Here is a 16283-nt window from a genome sequence, read left to right on the forward strand (position 1 = left end):
GTTCGCCCCGCGCGGCTTGGCCCGGGCGGGCGCACGAGCTAGACTGCCGCGCTTTTCTCCGCCGAGTCCATACTGCCGTCATGGCCGCCAAAGTCGAACCCTTCTGGAAACGCAAGACCCTCGCCCAACTCGACCAGGACGAGTGGGAATCGCTGTGCGACGGTTGCGGCCTGTGCTGCCTGCAGAAACTCGAGGATGAAGACGACGGCGCCGTCTACTACACGCGCATCGCCTGCAAGTTGCTGGACCTGCAGACCTGCCGCTGCAGCGACTACGCCAATCGGGTCAAGCACGTGCCCGATTGCATCCAGCTCACGCCGGCGCAGGCCGACCAGTTCCAGTGGCTGCCACCGACCTGCGCCTATCGCCTGGTCAGCGAGGGCAAGGACCTGCCCCTGTGGCATCACCTGGTATGCGGTGACCCGGAGGCGGTGCATATCGAGCGCATCTCCCAGGCTGGACGCATGCTCAGCGAGAACAGCGTCGCCGAGGACGACTGGGAAGAGCACCTGATTTTCCGCGCGGGTTGATTGCCTCGCCACTTCGTGGCAAATCTGTCGGGCGCCCATGGAATTGCCCTGGGGCGTCGCGGTCATATGCCGCCAGTTCCCGCACCAGGAGTGTTGCTCGATGTCCCTTCGCTTGCCGTTGTTATCGTCTCTGCTGCTTCTGAGCCTGCCGGCCTTCGCCGCGACCCAGAAGGTCGATCTGGATTATCGCGTGCGCTTTCTGCCGGACAGCGATCAGGCCGAGGTCAGCATCACCCTGGAGAAGGGGGAGCGCGTCCGCAGCCTGGATTTCAACCTGGGTGACGACGGGCGCTACAGCGACTTCGAGACCGACGGCCAGTGGTCACAGGAGGTCGCCGGGCGCGGCAAGTGGCAGCCGGGCAAGGGTAAGAGCGTGCTCAGCTACCGGGTGCAGATCGACCATGAGCGCAAGTCGGGGCGCTATGACGCACGGATGACCAAGGACTGGGTGCTGCTGCGTGGCGACGACCTGGTGCCGGCGGCCAAGCTCGATCAGCAGGACAAGACCGAACTGGTGTCGCGCCTGCAGTTCGACCTGCCCAAGGGCTGGAAGAGCGTGGAAACCGGCTGGCCACGCATCGGCAAGAACCGCTTTCGCGTCGACAATGCGCAGCGCAAGTTCGACCGCCCGACCGGCTGGATGCTCGCCGGCAAGCTCGGCACCCGGCGCACGCGCCTGGGCGATACCGAAGTCGCCATCTCCGCGCCGGTGGGCGAGGGCATGCGGCGCATGGATATCATGACCTTCCTCACCTTCGTCTGGCCGCAGTTGCAGCGGGTATTCCCGCGTGATCCGAACAAGCTGCTGATCGTCGGGGCCGGCGATCCGATGTGGCGTGGCGGCCTGTCGGCGGCCAATTCCTACTACATGCACGCCGGTCGTCCGCTGGTCAGCGAGAACGGCACCAGTTCCCTGGTGCACGAGCTGGTGCATGTCTTCGGGCGCATCTACGGGCGCGAGCGCAGCGACTGGATCGCCGAGGGCCTGGCCGAGTACTACGCCATCGAGCTGGTGCGCCGCGCGGGCGGCATCAGCGAGGAGCGTTACCAGAAGATCCGCGAGCAGCTGATCGACTGGAGCAAGCCGGTCAACAGCCTGCGCACCGATCACGCCACCGGGCCGGTAACGGCGCGTGCGGTGCTGCTGCTGCAGGAACTGGACCGCGAGATTCGGCAGAAGACCAAGGACAAGGGCAACCTGTCACTGGACGACGTGACCCGCGGGCTCATGCGCCTGGACCGGGTCAGTACCCAGGATTTCATCGACATCACCGAGAATGTCATCGGTGGTCCGTCGAAAACGCTGGATACGCGCCTGCTGCGTTGAGTTGACCTGCATACGACAACTGCTATTAAATGATAGTTATTATCATTAATTGGCGCCTTCGGGCGCCTCATGCAGTTAGGGGGCCTCGTGCAGGCAGTCTGTTGCACCGCGCCCGCTGGTGCCGCCCGTGGATGAGCAGTTTCGCGGCACCTTCTCGTCGGTCTACCGCAGCGTCCACACGGAACTGACGCGCTTCTTCCGCAAGCGCCTGGAAAGCCAGGCCGATGCCGCCGATCTGGCTCAGGACGCATTCGCCCAGTGGCTGAGCTGGCGGGATCGCGCTGGCGTCGAGCAGCCGCGCGCCTTTCTCTTTCACATCGCCCGCAACCTGCTGCGTGACCACTGGCGTCGCCAGCAGCGCCAGGGCCAGCGCGAGCCGCTGGAAGCGATCGCGGATACCGCCGCCACGCAAGCGAGCCCACTGGAACGCCTCGACCAGCAGCAGCGCCTGCGACAGCTGGCCCGTGCCCTGGAGGGCCTGCCACCGCGACGGCGCGAGGCGCTGATCCTGCACCGCTTCGAGGGCCTGTCGCAGAGCCAGGTGGCTGAGCGCATGGGCATCTCGCTGAGCATGGTGGAAAAACACATCGCCGCCGCCCTGCTGCATTGCCGGCAGCAACTGACGCCTGATACAGGGAAGGATGAGCAATGAGCGAGCATCGAGTCGACCCGACGTCGCCTGACGAGCAGGCCGCCCTCTGGTTCGCCCGGCGCCATGGCGATGCCTTCGGCGCCCGCGACGAAGCCGACCTGCAGGCCTGGCTGGCGGCCGACTCCGCCCATGCCGAGGCGTACGCCGACCTGCAGCTGCTCTGGCAGGACATGGCCCAGCTGCCCAGGCCGCCGATTCCGGCTGAACGCCCGGCGCCCCGGCGGCGCTGGCGTTCGCTGGCGGCAGCCGCCTGCCTGGTGCTGCTGGCGCTGCTGCCGGCCTGGCTGGATGTCTCGCCGGATGGGGCACTTACCCTGGTCAGCGGGCCGCAGACGCCCCGCGAGGTGACCCTGGAAGATGGCAGCCGTATCCATCTCAATCGCAACACGCGCCTGGAGGTGCGCCTGCTGGCGGAGCGGCGCGAGGTCGAACTGGTGCAGGGGCAGGCGTTCTTCGAGGTGGCCAGGGATGTGCAACGGCCGTTTCGGGTGCAGGCCGGGGAGGGGAGCGTGCAGGTGCTCGGTACGCGCTTCGACGTGCGCCGTGGCCGCGAGCTGCTGGCCGTGAGCGTGGAGAGCGGGCGGGTCGCCCTGCAGCCACGCGCCGATGCCCCGCTGGTCGAGCTGCTGGCAGGGGATCGTGCGGTCTACGACGGCAGCCGGGGCACCTTGCTGCGCTCGCGGGTCGCCGACGGTGAAGTGGCCAGCTGGCGCTCCGGGCGGCTGGTCTTCCAGCAATGGCCACTGGCACAGCTGCTCGATGAGCTGTCGCAGTACGGCGCGACGCCGGTGTCGTTCGGCGATGCCGCGCTGGCCGCCAGGCAGGTGTCCGGCAGCGTCGATCTGGCGCGGCCCGACGACTTCCTCAGCGCCTTGCCGGTGCTCCTGCCGGTGAAGGTCGAGCCGCTGGACGATGGCAGCGTTCGGCTCATCAGTGCACCTGAGTAAAAATATTTTCATTCTCATATGCGGATATTTTTCATTTAAGCGTCTTCCATGCCAACCACCTCATGCCGTGGTGGTGTTGCAAGCAGTGGAGACCCGCATGAAAACCCGCATTTCGCCCAGTGCCTGGTGGCGTTCCCGCACCGGTGCTGCCCTGATGATCGGTTGCCTGATGGGGGCAACCGCCCAGGCGCAGCCACGTGATTTCGATCTGGCCGCGCAGCCCCTGGGCAGCGCGCTGACGGCCCTGGCCCGGCAAGGGCAGCTGCAGATCTTCTTCGAGAGCGATCAGGTCCAGGGGCTGCAGGGGCCCGCGCTGCGCGGGCGCTACGAACCCGTCGAGGCGCTGCGGCAGTTGCTGCGCGGCAGCGGCCTGGAACTGGTGGAGGCCGCGGGGAGTTTCGTGGTGCGCCGCATGCCGGTCTCGACGACCGAGGCCAACGCCATCGAACTGGGCTCCGTCAGCATCGTGGGCGACGGCCGCCAGGTCGACTCGGCCAGCGTCGGGCGCTCGACGCTGACGCGCAAGGAGATCGAGCGTCAGCAGGCGGAGAACATTCCCAGCCTGCTGCAGACGCTGCCGGGCGTGAGCATGGGCGGGTCGTCCAAGCAGGGCGGGCAGACGGTCAACATCTGGGGGCTGGGTGATGCCGAGGACGTTCCGTTCAGCCTCGACGGCGCGTCCAAGAGCGGCTTCGAGCGCTACCAGCAGGGTACGGTGTTCATCGAACCCGAGCTGATCAAGCGCATCGAGGTCGAGAAGGGGCCTTATTCGGTGTTCACCGGCAACGGCGGCTTCGGCGGTACCGTGCACATGGAGACCAAGGACGCCCCGGACCTGCTCGAGGAGGGGCGTGACCTGGGCGCCATGCTCAAGTACGGCTATCACAGCAACGACCAGCAGAAACTCTACAGCGGCGCGGTCTACGGCCGCAGCGAGGATGCCCGCTTCGACGGCCTGGCCTACCTGACCACACGCGATGGCCGCGACATGAAGCTGGCCGGGAACATCCAGCTCGAACCCGAGTACGAGTACCCGCAGCGCTATCCGTTCACCGACAAGAAACTCGATGGCGCCTTGCTCAAGGGCAACTTCCGGCCGAACGACGAGCACAGCTTCGGCCTGACGTTCATGCGTTCGCGCAGTGACGAGTTCGTCCCCTTCAGCGCGGCCAGCTTCCTGCTGCCGAGCAAGTACAGTATCGACCGCTACGGCAGCCTGGAGGCAGCCATGCGCCGGCTGATGGCCGATCGCGAGGTGACCGACACCACCTGGGCCGGCCGCTATCGCTACCAGCCACTGGACAACCCCTGGATCGACCTCGAGCTGAAGGCTTCGTGGTCCGAAACCGAGCAGATCGACGAGCGCGGCGAGGATGCCAGCTACTCGCTGGCCACCGGTGGCAAGTGGATGCGCACGGACTATCAGGACCGGGTCGTCGAGCTGCGCAACACCAGCCGCTTCGACACCGGCGCACTCGGCCACGAGCTGACCGCAGGGGTGGCCTGGCACGGCCACAAGCGGGACGTGCTGATGTACCTGCCGGGTTCCACCTACAACCGTCCGCAGTACAACTATGGCTGGTTCCAGCCTTACTTCATGCCGCGCGGCTCGCAGACGTCGCGCAGCGCCTACCTGCAGGACGCGATCACCCTGGGCGACCTTACCATCACTCCGTCATTGCGCTTCGACACGGTGCGCAACCAGGGCAAGGAGAACCTGGCGTCGAACTACAACAACCCCGAGCGCGGGCATGACTATCGGGCGCAGACCTACACGGGCTGGTCGCCGCGTCTGTCGCTGTTCTGGCGGGTCACCGACGAGTTCGCCCTGTTCGCCGACTACGCCCGGACCTGGCGCGCGCCGGTGATCGACGAGCAGTACGAACTGCAGAACAGCACGACCATCGGCGGAACCAGTCGCGGCCTGGACGCCGAGCGTATCCGCGCCTTGCGTGCAGGCAGCGTGGTCAGCCTCGGCAACCTGCTGCGCGAGGGCGACAGCCTGCAGGTCCGCACGACGGTGTTCCACCACCGGATCGAGGACGAGATCTTCAAGCTGCGCAGCATCGCCTGCGAGCGCCAGGCCGCGGAGGGGGGCTCCATTTCCGCGAAGTGCGGCGAATACCTGCCGTTGTCCAACTACCGCAACCTGCCAGGCGTGACGCTCAAGGGGTTCGAGGTGGAGACCTACTACGACAGCGACCGCCTGTTCGGCAGCCTCACCTATGCCTGGGTCAGCGGCAAGCACGACGGTGCCTACAGCAATCCCTGGGGGCCGGACGTCTGGGCCCGCGACGTGCCGCCGGCGAAGTGGGTCGCGACGCTGGGCCTGAAGGTGCCCGAGGCGGACCTGCTGATGGGCTGGCAGGGCGAGTTCGTGCGCAAGACCGACCGCTTGCCCAGCGACTTCTACGATGTCTCCGGCGAGAGCGTGTGGGATCAGCACGACAACGACAGCTACGACACCCACCGGCTGTTCGCGGAGTGGGCGCCGACGATGAAGGGGCTCAAGGGCACGCGGGTCAACCTGACCGTGGACAACCTGTTCAACCGCTTCTATCGACCGGCGCTGAGCGGCGACGGTGCCTACAGCCAGGGGCGCAATGCCAAGATCAGCGTGACGCGCTTCTTCTGACGATCAGGACTTCTTCAGCAGATCCGCCAGGCCGGCCAGGCCCTTGTGCGTGACCTTGCTGCCAGAGCCGGCGCTGGCCGCTTCCTCTTTCTGGTAGTGCAGGTCGACCTGGCGCTGGTGCTCGTTGTCGTGGCAGTACAGACACAGCAGCTCCCAGTTGGAGCCGTCTTCCGGGTTGTTGTCGTGATTGTGGTCGCGGTGGTGCACGGTCAGCTCGCTCAGGCGCTTGCCGCTGAACTCGCGACCGCAACGGCCACAGAAGTGCGGGTACATGCGCAGCGCCTTTTCCCGGTAGCTGGTTTCGCGGCGCTGCTGGGCCTCGGCGAGAATCTTGTCGAGCTTGCTGGTGGTCATGAGTCGTTTCACTGGAACGTTCGTGGGTGGGTGTTGCCAGAATAGAACGAAAGCGCATCGCGCAGGAGGTCTTCGATGAAGCATGTCAGGCCCTGGCTGGCCACTCTGCTGTTGCTCGCGGGGCAGGCCCTGGCGGAGGGGCAATCCGCACCGCTGCTGCGCATGCCGGAAACGTCGACGCAGCCCACCACCAGCCAGCCTTATGCCCGGCCGGCACAGACGCCTGCCGGGCGCTCGGGGTTGGCGCCGCTGTTGCCGGCGCCGCGCTCCGCACCGGCGAAGGACCTGCCGCTGGAGTCGCTGCAGCAGCAGTTGCAGCGCAATCAGCAGGGTGGCAACGAGCGCCGCAGCCCAGGCGCGAGCGAGACGCGGAAGACCGACTAGGGCTGGTTGACCAGGCGCCCGTCGGCCATGCGCAGGCGCCTGGACATGCCGACGGCGATGGCGCGGATCACCTGGGCGGCCGTCCTCGGGCTTTCCTGCAGCATCTTGTCCAGCGCGTCCTTGCCCAGCGACAGCAGCACGCAGTCGCAGGTGGCCACGCAACTGGCCGAGCGGCGTTCACCGTCGAGCACGGCCATCTCGCCGAAGGCGCGGCCACGGCGCAGGCGGGTCACCTCGACCTCGTCGCCGCTGGCATTGCTCTTGCGGATCGAGACGCTGCCCTGGACCAGGATGCACATGAAGGTGCCGGCGTCGCCTTCGCTGAAGATCGCCGTCCCCTCGTTGATGCGATTGAGGTTGAAGTAGCCGGCGGCGGTCTGCACGTCGCTGCGATCCAGGGTGTCGAACAGGCCGCAGTCGAGCAGCATGTCGCGGATCGCGTCGATCAGGTGGGAGGTATCGGACATTGGGGCGTCACGCTGAAAGAACGAGCTGGCGACCTTAGCGTCTGCGCTCGGCGTTGCCAATCCCGTCTTCCTGCCGATGTGACGGGCAGCAGGCAAACCCGGCAGGGCGGCGTCGCGTTCACCGGCGCCGCCCGCTGACACCCTAGAAACTGAAGCGGCGCATCACCCCCTGCAAGCGCTCGGACATGCCCTGCAAGGCACGAATGGCCTGGACGATGCCGCCTTGCGCGGCGGAGTTCTCCTCGACGATCTGCGCGACCTGTTCGACGTTCTGCGCCACCTGTTCGCTGGCGGCGCGTTGTTGCTGCAGGGCGGTGGCGATGAGCCCCACCGACTGCAGCGACTCGTCCAGCGCCACGCGGATCTCGCCCATGGTGGTGGCGCTGTTCTCCACCAGTTGCAGGCCGGTGTCCACCCGCGAGCAGGTGGCGGACATGCTGTCGCGGGCCTGGCAGACGCCATTGTGGATGGCCTCGACCAGGGCGACGATCTCGGTGGTGGACTGTGCGGTGCGCGCGGCCAGGCTGCGCACCTCGTCGGCCACCACGGCGAAGCCACGGCCCTGTTCACCGGCGCGGGCGGCCTCGATGGCGGCGTTGAGGGCGAGCAGGTTGGTCTGTTCGGCGATGCCACGGATCACGTCGACGATGGCGCCGATGTTGCCGGACTGTGCGGCGAGTTGCTCGACATCGCCGGAGCACTGCGTCACCAGCGAGGCGATGCGGCGGATTTCCTCGATGGCCTGGGTGGTCACCTGCAGGCCGCTGTCGGTCAGCTCGCCGGCCTGGCGGGCGCGGTCGTGGGTGTGCTGGGCGCTCTCCGCGATGTGGTTGATGCTCACCGCCAGTTGCTCGACCGTGGCGGCCATCGCCGCTGCGGTGTCGCTCTGGATATTGGCGCTGTTGAGCACCTGTTCGGAGGAAGCGGCCAGCTGCAGGGTGGCGCACTCGATTTCCTCGGAGGCTTCGCCGATGTTGCCGATCACGTCGTGCAGGCCGTGGCGCATCGCCTGCACCGATTTCATCACGCCGCTGCTGCCACCGCCGTCCTGCTGCGCGCCGTCGAGGCGGCCGGAGGCGATGCGGGCGCTGATCGCCTCCAGCTCACCGGGTTCGGCACCCAGCTGGCGGCCGAGCAGGCGGCTGAAGTAGAGCACGTGCACGCTGCCCAGCAGCAGCGCGACCACCAGCAGCAACAGGCTCAGGCGCAGGCTCCTGGCGTAGGCCGCCTCACCCAGCAGGTACTGGCGCTTGGCCTCGCCGAGCTGGACTTCGATCAGCTCGGAAAACTTGGCCGACAGCGGGTCGATCAACGGGTACAGGTCGTTGCTGGCGAAGCGCTCGATTTCGCCCCGGTCACCCCGGATGAGCTGGCTCTGCAGCTGCTCAAGGGGCTGCTGTGCCTTGCTCATCAGAGGGGTGATCTCGTCGATCAGGCGCCGCTCGTCGGCGATCAGCTGGGTGGCCAGGTAGGCTTTCCAGATCTCGGCGATACGCTGCTGGGCCTGCTCGATCATCTGTTGCGCGGCGTTGCCGCTGAGGGTGCCGCTGCGCGCCTTCTGCGTGGCGTCGACGATGTTCACCGCGTAGAGGTCGGCAATCTGCTTGAGGTCGCGCAGCGGTACCACGCGGTCCAGGTAGACGGTCTGCAGGCCGCCGACGGTGGTCTTGAGGCCATGCAGGCCGAGCAGGCCGACGGCCAGCAGCGCGGTGAGCAGAACGCCGGCGAGCAGCAACAGGTGAGTGCGTATCTTCCAACTCTTCATGGCAGGGTCTTCCTTGGCAGCAGGAAAGGGTGGCTCATGGCCATCGCCAAGCGCCGTGCGTTCAGCCTAGATCAGATTTCGCCGCCAGCGCGGCGAGTTGGTCGAACGGTCAGGTTTGTTACCGTTCGTCGCTGAAAAGTGGCAGCAGGCCAGGTGTGGCGGGGCTTTGACGCCAGAGAGAGTGCCGCGCCAGCACCCGCTTCAGGGTGCTGGCCGAGCCTTGGCCGCCGCTGCGCGCGGCTAGCGCCTGGCGAGCAGTTGCTGGAGTGCGGGTTGCAGCTGCGGGTAGCGGAAACGGTAGCCGCTCTGCAGCAGGCGGGCCGGCACCACGCGCTGGCCGGTGAGCAGGACTTCGTCGGCCATCTCGCCGAGCAGCAGGCGTACCAGCGCGGCCGGCACCTTCAGTCGCAGGCGCGCCCAGGGCACCTGGCGCTGCAACGCCTGGCAGAAGTCCCGGTGGCTGACCGGCTCGGGGGCGGTGAGGTTGATCGGGCCGCTGAGCGGCGTGTGCATCAGGTAGCTGCAGATATCCAGAACATCGTCCAGGTGTATCCAGGGCATCCATTGCCGGCCATCGCCCAGCTGGCTGGCCATACCCAGTTCGAAGGGGCGCTTGAACTCGGCCAGCGGTCCGCCATCGCGACCCAGGACGATGCCGATACGCAGCAGGCACACGCGCAGGCCAAGCGCCTGCATCTGCAGAGCCCTGGCCTCCCATTGAGCGCACAGCCGATGGGAGAAACCATCGTGCGCCTCGCTGTCTTCATCGAGCGGCTCGTCCTGCCAGTGCCCGTAGTAACCGACGGCGGAGCCGCTGAGCAGCACCTCGGGCTTGTGCTCCAGGCGCTGCACCAGTTGCAGCAGTGCGTCGGTGGTGTCGAGCCGGCTGCTCAGGAAGCGTTGCTTGCGCGCAGGGTTCCAGCGCTGCCCGGCCAATGGCTCGCCGGCCAGGTTGATCAGGCAGTCGATGCGCTCATCGCTGGCGATCTGCGCCAGGTCGGTCAGCGCACTGATGCGCCCGCGCATCTGGCCGAGACTGGCCAGGTCGCGGGTCAGGATCAGTACCTCATGGCCGGCCTGGCTCAGCGCCGTGGCCAGCGGGCTGCCGATGAAACCACTGCCGCCGGTGATCAGCACACGCAGGCGACGCCCGCTGTCATGGCGCAGTGTCAGCGCCGGCGAATGTGGCCGGGTGGCGGGCCTCAGGGCCAGCAGCGGGATGCCCATGGCCAGAGCGGCCGCGCCGTTGAGGTAGGCGTGCAGGGTGAAGCCGAAGGCGATGGAGAAGGCGCTGTCGAGCAGGCTCCACAGCAGCAGGGCGGCGATCAGCACGGGTTTGATCAGGCCCAGGCCGTGGCGGCGGTAGATCACCAGCAGTGTGCAGAACAGCAGGCCCCAGCTGGCCACGGTGGGCCCGAACAGGCCGACCAGGGTGCGCAGCGGCACCTGCTGCTCGGGGCTCGGCAGGGGCAGGCCACGGGCGGCGTACAGGTAGTCGAAGTAACCCTGGGTCAGCGGCAGGTGGGCGGCAAAGGCCAGCACGATGCCCAGCAGCACGTGCCCCGCGCCCATCAGCAACAGCCAGCGATACAGCAGGCCCTGCATCAGCGGATATCCAGTACGCGCAAGAGGAAGGCGTACTCCAGCGCCACGTCGCGGATCCCCTGATAGCGACCGCTCATGCCGCCGTGGCCGGCGTCCAGGTCGGTCTTGAGCAGCAGCAGGTTGTCGTCGGTCTTGCGCTCGCGCAGCCTGGCCACCCATTTGGCGGCTTCCCAGTACTGCACGCGGCTGTCGTTGTAGCCAGCGACGGCGAGGATGGCCGGGTAGGCCTGGGCGCGGACGTTCTCGTAGGGGGCATAGCCCTGCAGCCGGGCGAAGACCTCGGGCTGGTTGGGGTCGCCCCATTCGTCGTACTCGGTGACGGTCAGCGGCAGGTCCGGGTTGAGCATGGTGTTGAGCACGTCGACGAAGGGCACCTCGGCGATGGCGGCGGCGAACAGCTCTGGGCGCTGGTTGAGCACCGCGCCGATCAGCAGGCCACCGGCGCTGCCGCCGCTGATCGCCAGGCGTGCGGGGCTGGTCAGGCCCTCGGCGATCAGGCGTTCGGCGCAGGCGATGAAGTCGTCGAAGGTGTTCTGCTTGTGCTCGAGCTTGCCGGCACGGTACCAGGCTTCGCCCATCTCGCCGCCGCCGCGCACGTGGGCGATGGCGAAGATGAAGCCGCGCTCCAGCAGGCTCAGGCGGGCGTGGGAGAACCAGGGGTCGAGGCTCGCGCCGTAGGCGCCGTAGCCATAGAGATAGAGCGGCGCCGGCTGGCCGGCGGCGAAGACCTCGCGGCGCGCCACCAGGCTGATCGGCACCAATGTACCGTCACCAGCGGTGGCCCAGAGGCGGCGACTCTCGTAGGCGTCGGCGTCGAACGGACCTTCCACCGGCGTTTGCTTGAGCACCTGCTGCTCGCCGCTGGCCAGTTCCAGCTGGCGTACCTGGGCAGGGCGGCCGAGGGCCTCGTAGCGCAGGCGGATCACCGTGCTGTGGAACTCCAGGCCGTCTTGCACGTAGAGGCTGTAGGCGGCATCCGGCAGGGCGACGCGGTAGCTGGCCGCTCCCTGCGGCTGCACGTCGAGCACGGGCAGGCCGCCTTCGCGCAAGGCGAGGACGATGGCGCTCTGATTCAGGGTCGCGCCTTCGAGCATCACCTGCGCATCGTGCGCGCGAATCTGCCGCCAGTGCGGGCGTTGCGGCTGGTCTTCGGCGGCGCGGTACAGGGCGAAGTTGATGCCGCTCTGGTTGCTGCGGATCAGCCAGCACCACTGGCCGTCGAGCATGCCGTGGTCGGCGTCGTACTCGTGGCCTTCCTCGCGCGGCGCCAGGCAGGCGAATGCTGCTTGCGGCGTGTCGGCGTCCAGCACCCAGACTTCGCTGGTGGTCTTGCTGCCCAGTTGCAGGATCAGCTGACGTTCGGAGCTGGACCGGTAGCAGTGCAGGAAGAAGCGACCGTCGGCTTCCTCGAACACCGCTTCGGCGGCTTCATCGCCGAGGCGGTGGCGGTGCAGCCTGTACGGGCGGTGGGTGTCGTCCAGTTCGGTGAAGAACAGGGTCTGGCTGTCGTTCGCCCAGGTCATGCTGCCGTCGCAGTCGTCGAAGGGCAGCTCGCGTATCGCGCCGCTGTCGAGCTCCTTCACGAACAGGCGGTAGATTTCGTCACCGCTGCTATCCAGGCTGTAGGCCAGGCGCCGCTGGTCGGGGCTGATGCTGAACGCGCCCACCGAGAGAAAACCGCCGGCGGCCAGTTCGTTGGGGTCCAGCAGCAGCGTCTCGCTGGCCGCGTCGACCTCGAGCGAAGCGCCCGCCGGGCGGGCGCAGCGGTAGTGGCGCGGGTACTCGTCGCCTGCCGTGGTGCGCTGGTAATAGAGATAGTCCCCCCAGGGCGTGGGCAGCGACAGATCGGTTTCGCGGATGCGCCCCTTGATCTCCTCGAACAGCTGCTCGCGCAGGGCATGCTGCGGAGCCAGGGTGCTTTCCAGGTAGGCGTTTTCCGCTTGCAGGTAGGCCAGCACCTCCTCGCTGTCGCGGTTTTCCAGCCAGCGGTAGGGATCTGTGCCGGCTTCCTGGCGGGCACGAGGGGCAGTGGACATGCTGAAACTCCAGAACTGGGTGCCCGACAGGGGCGCCGGGGCGAGCAAAAGCCGTTATCATAAGCGCCCCTTTGCCACACCTGCCACGCCGGCGACTGCTTATGATGAACGAAAACGACTACCTCATGGCCTGGGCCGCATACGGTGTTGCCGCCCTGGGCTGCCTGCTGGTGTGGATGCGCATGACCACCTGGATGTGGCGCTATGCGCGTGAGCCGCTGCGGGTGCTGGTGGCCGTGCTGCTGTTCAGTCCGACCATCGTCGACCCGGCGCGTGAGCTGTTCGCCCCGGCGATTGCCGTCACCGCCATGGACCTGTTGCTCAAGGTCGGCAACAACGCCTGGCGTGCGGTGGCCGACCTGTCGCTTTATGGATTGATCGCCTTCGCCCTGTACCTGCTCTTCGTCGCCATTCGCTGGCCCATCGAACGCTGGTGGCAAGGTCGTCGCGAGGAGCAGGTGAGCGAGGTCGACGAAGATTCGCGTACGCTGCGCGAGCGGATGGAAGAGGACGACGACCTGCCGCTGCGTGACTACGGTCACGACCGCTCCGGTCGTCTGGAACCGCGTATCTGATCTGCCGCCTGCGCCTGTCGCTGCAGGCGCAAGGCCGGCTGGCCCAGTGCAAGGGAGGCTCGATGGATTGCGTGTTCTGCGCCATTGCCGAGCGACGGCTGCCGGCTCACCGCCTGTACGAGGACGATGATTTCATCGTGCTGCTGGATATCTTCCCCATGCGTCCGGCTCATGTGTTGATCGTCAGTCGCCGGCATGCACCTTTTCTGCACGATCTGCCGCCTGCGCTCGCTGAGCGCCTGCTGCCCCTGGCCGAGCGGGTGGCTGCAGCGCTGCGTCAGGCAGGCTACGGTGGCCAGGGCATCAACCTGTTGATCAACGACGGCCCGGACGCCAATCAGCACGTCCCCCATCTTCATCTGCACCTGATTCCGCGCCGGCCGGGTGACCTGCCGGCTTTGCTCTGGCGGCTGCTGACGCGTTTTCTGCCGCTGGGGCGCAAGCGCATCGAAGCGCGCCTGCAGGATGAAGCCGATCGCCTGCGCCTGATCCTCGCCAAGGAGAATTGATTCGATGTGCGAATTGCTCGGCATGAGCGCCAACGTTCCGACCGATATCGTGTTCAGCTTCACCGGCCTCATGCAGCGCGGTGGCCGTACCGGGCCGCATCGCGATGGCTGGGGCATCGGCTTCTACGAGGGCCGGGGCCTGCGCATCTTCCAGGACCCGCAGGCGAGCAGCGAGTCGGAGGTGGCGCAGCTGGTGCAGCGCTATCCGATCAAGAGCGAAGTGGTGATTGGCCACATTCGCCAGGCCAACGTCGGCAAGGTGTGCCTGGTCAACACCCATCCGTTCAGTCGCGAGTTGTGGGGGCGCAACTGGTGCTTCGCGCACAATGGCCAACTGGCTGGGCTCACCGGCTCCAGCAGTTTCTACCGTCCGGTCGGTGATACCGACAGCGAGGCGGCCTTCTGCGACCTGCTCAATCGTGTGCGCCGGGCCTTTCCCGAGCCGGTGTCGGTCGAGGTGCTGCTGCCCGTGCTGGTCGCGGCCTGTTCCAGCTATCGTCAGCTCGGCGTGTTCAACTGCCTGCTCAGCGATGGCGACTGGCTGTTCAGCTTCTGTTCGAGCAAGCTGGCGCACATCACCCGGCGTGCGCCCTTCGGCCCTGCGCAGCTCAAGGATGCCGATCTGAAGGTGGATTTCCAGGCGGAAACCACGCCTGACGACGTGGTCACGGTGATCGCTACCGAACCGCTGACCGACAATGAGCAATGGTCACGCTACGAACCGGGCGAGTGGCGGTTGTGGCGTCGTGGCGAGTGCGTCGCCAGCGGCAAGGCCTGAGAGAGGGGAACGAGGCATGTTGAGAAGCTATCTGCGGCTGACGCTGTTCGCCTTCGGCCTGCTGCTGGGCGTGCAGGTACCGGGGTTCGTCGATGATTACGCCAAGCGCGTCGAGGCGCATCGCCTGGAGTCGCAACAGAGTCTCAAGGGCTTTCAGGACACCGCCAGCAAGTTCTTCAAGGGCGACATGGACGCGCTGGTGGCGCACTACCGCGTGAGTGACGACCCGGTGATGCGCAGCGATGCGCAGAGCGTCGCCCACTTGGTAGAGCGCGCGGCCCTGCTCGAGCGCGAATGGCAGGCCATGCAGGGGGCCTGGTACCAACAGGCCTGGCACCTGGCCACGGGGGCCGACCGCGGGCTGTTCGAGGAGACGCTGCAGGCGTACCGCTACCAGGTGCTGTTCACCCCGGAGGCGATTCTCTGGGGCCTGGTCTGCGCCTTGCTGCTGGCCTGGCTGGTCGAGTTGCTGATCCTCACGCTCGGCTGGATGTCCGGCGCTGGACGAACCCGGCAGACGCAGCAGCGACACTGGCGCTGATCGGCTGTCTCTGGCTGGCATCGCGCAGAAATTTGCACTGGTTCGCCTGCGCGGCGGGTGGCGCGTGTTAATGTAATACGGCGTTACATTTAATCGCCTCAGTGTATCTCTGGAGTTTCCATGCCGATCAAGGATTCGATCCTGGCAGCCGCGCTGGCTGCCGTCCTGCCTTTCCTGTCCGTTGCTCATGCCGATTCCACGGCTGAGCCGGAGCCTGCCGCTGCGGTTGCCGAAGTCGATGAAGACGGGCAATGGAGCAGTCCCGAAGCGTTCGTCGCCAGCCTGGAGTTCAAGAGCGGTCGCGTGGTGCTGGGTGATGACCTGGCGACGCTGAACCTGCCCGATTCGCTGGTGTTTCTCGACAGTGACAATGCCCAGCGCCTGCTGGTGGACGGCTGGGGCAATCCGCCGGACGACGTGCCGCCACTGGGGATGATCCTGCCGGCTGGCATCTCGCCGCTGGCCGATGAGTCCTGGGGTGTGACGGTCGAGTACGAGGACAGTGGCTACGTCTCCGACGAGGACGCCGCCGATATCGACTACGGCGACATGCTCGAAGACATGCAGTCCGACATGCGCGAATCCAACGCCTGGCGCGAGGAAAACGGCTACGAGACGGTGCAGCTGGTCGGCTGGGCCGCCGAGCCGCGCTACGACGCCGAAGGCAAGAAACTGCACTGGGCCAAGGAGCTGAAGTTCGGCGACAGCGACATCAACACCCTCAACTACAACATCCGTGTGCTGGGTCGCAAGGGCGTGCTGGTGCTGAACTTCGTCGCCAACATGGACCAGCTGGCGGAGATCGAAGCCAACGTACCGGCGGTGCTGGCGGCTACCGAGTTCAATCCGGGCCAGCGTTACGCCGAGTTCAACCCGGACCTGGATACCGTTGCGGCCTACGGCCTGGGTGCGCTGGTGGCGGGCAAGGTGGCGGCCAAGACCGGCCTGCTGGCCATGTTGCTGGTGCTGCTGAAGAAGTTCTGGTTCATCCCGGTGGTGCTGTTCGGCTGGCTGGGCAAGCGCCTGGGCCTGCGCAAGAAAGACCCTGCGCCGAGCGCGGAGGAGAGCGCCCCGGCCGCGCCTGCGGCTGCCGAGCGCAAGCCGGAGGAACCGCCGCAGACACCAGCGCAGACGGTGATGGATCTGAACAAGCCGGACGATGCCGACAAACGCTGACT

16 protein-coding genes are annotated in these 16283 nt (G+C 66.8%); 11 read left to right on the forward strand and 5 right to left on the reverse strand.

From position 1 onward, the window contains the following. Positions 1-80: 80 nt before the first annotated feature. The 5 genes from E4487_RS13225 to E4487_RS13245 all read left to right on the forward strand — a co-directional run bounded on the left by E4487_RS13225 (position 81) and on the right by E4487_RS13245 (position 6091). On the forward strand, positions 81-530 hold the full coding sequence (locus E4487_RS13225; protein ID WP_175253573.1) for a YcgN family cysteine cluster protein: 450 nt from the start codon (positions 81-83) through the stop codon (positions 528-530). Between the two features lie 100 nt (positions 531-630). Next, positions 631-1857, forward strand: a complete 1227-nt coding sequence (locus E4487_RS13230; protein WP_175253574.1) for a hypothetical protein — start codon at positions 631-633, stop codon at positions 1855-1857. Between the two features lie 127 nt (positions 1858-1984). After that, entirely contained in the window at positions 1985-2509 is a 525-nt protein-coding gene (locus tag E4487_RS13235) for a sigma-70 family RNA polymerase sigma factor (protein ID WP_175253575.1), read from the forward strand. Next, the gene (locus E4487_RS13240) at positions 2506-3456 is read left to right on the forward strand and encodes a FecR domain-containing protein (RefSeq protein WP_175253576.1); all 951 of its coding nucleotides are present in this window, start codon (positions 2506-2508) and stop codon (positions 3454-3456) included. Before E4487_RS13235 ends, E4487_RS13240 begins: the two co-directional genes overlap by 4 nt. A 97-nt stretch (positions 3457-3553) precedes the next feature. After that, positions 3554-6091 (forward strand): TonB-dependent receptor, encoded by a 2538-nt coding sequence (locus tag E4487_RS13245; protein ID WP_175253577.1) that lies wholly within the window; start codon positions 3554-3556, stop codon positions 6089-6091. A gap of 3 nt (positions 6092-6094) precedes the next feature. Here the strand turns inward: E4487_RS13245 and E4487_RS13250 are convergent, their stop codons facing one another. After that, a complete protein-coding gene (locus E4487_RS13250; RefSeq protein WP_037053485.1) occupies positions 6095-6445 on the reverse strand; it encodes a YajD family HNH nuclease in 351 nt (116 codons plus the stop codon). Positions 6446-6520: 75 nt separating this feature from the next. Between E4487_RS13250 and E4487_RS13255 the strand changes: the two genes are divergently transcribed. Next, complete coding sequence (locus tag E4487_RS13255) at positions 6521-6829, forward strand: hypothetical protein (RefSeq protein WP_152488436.1); 309 nt, start codon at positions 6521-6523, stop codon at positions 6827-6829. Here E4487_RS13255 and E4487_RS13260 read toward each other — a convergent pair. The 4 genes from E4487_RS13260 to E4487_RS13275 all read right to left on the reverse strand — a co-directional run bounded on the left by E4487_RS13260 (position 6826) and on the right by E4487_RS13275 (position 12702). Further along, positions 6826-7296 (reverse strand): Crp/Fnr family transcriptional regulator, encoded by a 471-nt coding sequence (locus tag E4487_RS13260; protein ID WP_037053474.1) that lies wholly within the window; start codon positions 7294-7296, stop codon positions 6826-6828. The two genes, E4487_RS13255 and E4487_RS13260, sit on opposite strands and share 4 nt — an antisense overlap. Before the next feature lie 142 nt (positions 7297-7438). Next, the gene (locus tag E4487_RS13265; protein WP_037053473.1) at positions 7439-9061 is read right to left on the reverse strand and encodes a methyl-accepting chemotaxis protein; all 1623 of its coding nucleotides are present in this window, start codon (positions 9059-9061) and stop codon (positions 7439-7441) included. 240 nt (positions 9062-9301) lie between these two features. Then, positions 9302-10666, reverse strand: a complete 1365-nt coding sequence (locus E4487_RS13270) for a TIGR01777 family oxidoreductase (protein WP_175253578.1) — start codon at positions 10664-10666, stop codon at positions 9302-9304. After that, positions 10666-12702: a S9 family peptidase gene (locus tag E4487_RS13275; protein ID WP_175253579.1), complete on the reverse strand. Its 2037-nt coding sequence runs from the start codon at positions 12700-12702 to the stop codon at positions 10666-10668. The genes E4487_RS13270 and E4487_RS13275 overlap by 1 nt, the downstream gene beginning before the upstream one ends. Positions 12703-12803: 101 nt before the next feature. Here E4487_RS13275 and E4487_RS13280 point away from each other — a divergent pair, with 101 nt between their 5' ends. The 5 genes from E4487_RS13280 to E4487_RS13300 all read left to right on the forward strand — a co-directional run bounded on the left by E4487_RS13280 (position 12804) and on the right by E4487_RS13300 (position 16281). Further along, positions 12804-13277 carry a hypothetical protein gene (locus E4487_RS13280; protein ID WP_037053471.1) on the forward strand — a complete coding sequence of 158 codons (474 nt, stop codon included), beginning with the start codon at positions 12804-12806 and terminating at the stop codon, positions 13275-13277. A gap of 62 nt (positions 13278-13339) precedes the next feature. Continuing rightward, entirely contained in the window at positions 13340-13786 is a 447-nt protein-coding gene (locus E4487_RS13285; protein WP_175253580.1) for an HIT family protein, read from the forward strand. Between the two features lie 4 nt (positions 13787-13790). Further along, positions 13791-14564, forward strand: coding sequence for a class II glutamine amidotransferase (locus E4487_RS13290; protein ID WP_037053469.1), 774 nt, complete (start codon positions 13791-13793; stop codon positions 14562-14564). 16 nt (positions 14565-14580) lie between these two features. Beyond that, a complete protein-coding gene (locus E4487_RS13295) occupies positions 14581-15105 on the forward strand; it encodes a DUF2937 family protein (protein ID WP_175253581.1) in 525 nt (174 codons plus the stop codon). Positions 15106-15225: 120 nt separating this feature from the next. Next, positions 15226-16281 (forward strand): DUF2167 domain-containing protein, encoded by a 1056-nt coding sequence (locus E4487_RS13300; protein WP_150609146.1) that lies wholly within the window; start codon positions 15226-15228, stop codon positions 16279-16281. Positions 16282-16283 lie beyond the last annotated feature (2 nt).

It is taken from the genome of Pseudomonas sp. BMW13, from assembly GCF_013357275.1.
Taxonomy (GTDB): Bacteria; Pseudomonadota; Gammaproteobacteria; order Pseudomonadales; family Pseudomonadaceae; genus Aquipseudomonas; species Aquipseudomonas khazarica.